This window comes from Bartonella sp. MU70NMGDW, from assembly GCF_042194085.1.
Classification (GTDB): domain Bacteria; phylum Pseudomonadota; class Alphaproteobacteria; order Rhizobiales; family Rhizobiaceae; genus Bartonella; species Bartonella grahamii.
On the sequence record NZ_JBHIMK010000256.1, the window covers coordinates 1 to 1,669 of the forward strand.

Here is a 1,669-nt window from a genome sequence, read left to right on the forward strand (position 1 = left end):
AAACAACGGTATGAGCAATTACTTTTGGAGATTTTCTTATGAGTATGGTGATCCTTTATTGGGGGCTTTTCTTTTCACAGTTTTTTTTAAGTTTGGCGGTGATCTTCGCATTGTTTCGGTTGATTCGTGGTCCACGGGCACAGGATAGAATTGTTGGTTTGGATGCTCTTTATATAACCACTGTTCTTTTGTTTCTTACATTCGATATCCGTTCAGGAACAACCATTTATTTTGTTGCTGCTCTCATTATTGGGTTGTTGGGGTGTGTATCAAGCATCGCTTTAGCGAAGTTTCTTATGCGGGGGGAGATTATTGAATGAAAGATGACGTATCGCTTTTGGTGGCTATTGCTATCACGGTTTTCTTAATATTAGGGTCTGGATTGACACTGATCGCAACGATAGGTTTGGTGCGTTTTTCCAGTTTTTATCAGCGTTTGCATATGCTTTCAGTATGTACGAGTTGGGGTGTTGGTAGCATTCTTATTTCTTCATTTCTTTATTCAATATTTGTGGACCATTATTTTGTTTTTCATGAAGTGTTGCTGATGTTTTTTTTGTTTTTAACAGCACCGGTAGCTTCTATGTTGCTCTCACATACAGCAGCTTATCGACATCATTCAGAAGAACAGTCAGAAAAACCGCTGGCTCTTTTATTAAACCAGACGGAGGAAAAGTTACCCACGTCAGAAGGAACATCAAGCGATGAGAGCCAGCGCGGTTCTTGAAATGTAAGAACCTTCCTTATTCTATGCTTTTTTCTTCTACACAGTGGATGGGCTTTTCTTCTTTTGGATCATCAATAAGATCGTAAAATATGGCTTCATTTTTAGTTATCCACCAAATGTATTGACCACCTACATATTTTCCTCCAGAAGCGGCAATTACATTAGAACCAATGATGCGCTTACCGTTCCATTTTAAATCAACAAGCGCAATATTGCCAGCATTATGATAAGTTGCCTCAACATGCTCTTTGCTTGTTCCCATATCGCATTGATAGGAGACGGTCTCTGTTGTTGGTTCTGGATCATCTGGTACTTCAATGACTAAAGAATTTGCTAATGCATTAATTGAACCTAGGAGGAACACACTTAAAGTAATGAAAAATTGTTTAGTAAAAGAAATTTTTTTCATAATATTTCCCGTGTTATTTAAAATAATAATGTTGACTCATCTTTACAGAGGATAGGTTTTTTTTCTTCTGGATCCTGAGAAAGGTCATAAAGCATGACTTCTTTGTTCTTCTCCCACCAGATATACTGAGCTCCTGCAAATTTTGCTCCTGTCGCCGCGATGACATTAGCAGCAATGACACGATCACCGTTCCATTTGAAATCAACCAACGAAATATTGTCAGCATTAAGATAGACTGCCTCAACGCGCTCTTTACCTGTTTCAGTATCACACTGGTAGGTAATGGTCTCTGTTTTTGGCTCGGGATTGTCTGGTACCTCAATGATAAAAGAACCAGCTAAGCTATTGTTTGAGCTGAAGATTGATAAACTTAAAGCGGTGAAAAATCCTAAAATATGTAAAGTTTTTTTCATGATGCTTCCCTATATTCCTATATTGCGCACAAAGAATAATTTGATTGATACGATGGTGTCTACGGCAGGATTCGAACCTGCGACCCCAGGATTCATACCACTTCGATTTTCACCGCCAGC

At 38.6% G+C, this 1,669-nt stretch carries 4 protein-coding genes; 2 read left to right on the forward strand and 2 right to left on the reverse strand.

Going from position 1 to position 1,669, the window contains the following annotated elements:
* Positions 1-38 precede the first annotated feature (38 nt).
* Both ACFIKE_RS10225 and mnhG read left to right on the forward strand, forming a co-directional pair.
* The gene (locus tag ACFIKE_RS10225; protein WP_375625542.1) at positions 39-320 is read left to right on the forward strand and encodes a K+/H+ antiporter subunit F; all 282 of its coding nucleotides are present in this window, start codon (positions 39-41) and stop codon (positions 318-320) included.
* Positions 317-727, forward strand: a complete 411-nt coding sequence (mnhG, locus tag ACFIKE_RS10230) for a monovalent cation/H(+) antiporter subunit G (RefSeq protein ID WP_375649748.1) — start codon at positions 317-319, stop codon at positions 725-727. The genes ACFIKE_RS10225 and mnhG overlap by 4 nt, the downstream gene beginning before the upstream one ends.
* A gap of 16 nt (positions 728-743) precedes the next feature.
* On the opposite strand, the gene ACFIKE_RS10235 is transcribed toward mnhG, so the two are convergent.
* On the reverse strand, positions 744-1,136 hold the full coding sequence (locus tag ACFIKE_RS10235) for an MliC family protein (protein WP_375649750.1): 393 nt from the start codon (positions 1,134-1,136) through the stop codon (positions 744-746).
* A 17-nt stretch (positions 1,137-1,153) separates the two neighbouring features.
* On the reverse strand, positions 1,154-1,549 hold the full coding sequence (locus ACFIKE_RS10240; protein WP_375625545.1) for an MliC family protein: 396 nt from the start codon (positions 1,547-1,549) through the stop codon (positions 1,154-1,156).
* Positions 1,550-1,669: the final 120 nt, after the last annotated feature.

What these genes read in the sequence shown, in the direction of transcription:
- ACFIKE_RS10225 (WP_375625542.1), top strand. Translation starts at nt 39, where the DNA reads ATGAGTATGGTGATCCTTTATTGGGGGCTTTTCTTTTCACAGTTTTTT.
- mnhG (WP_375649748.1), top strand. Translation starts at nt 317, where the DNA reads ATGAAAGATGACGTATCGCTTTTGGTGGCTATTGCTATCACGGTTTTC.
- ACFIKE_RS10235 (WP_375649750.1), bottom strand. Translation starts at nt 1,136, where the DNA reads ATGAAAAAAATTTCTTTTACTAAACAATTTTTCATTACTTTAAGTGTG.
- ACFIKE_RS10240 (WP_375625545.1), bottom strand. Translation starts at nt 1,549, where the DNA reads ATGAAAAAAACTTTACATATTTTAGGATTTTTCACCGCTTTAAGTTTA.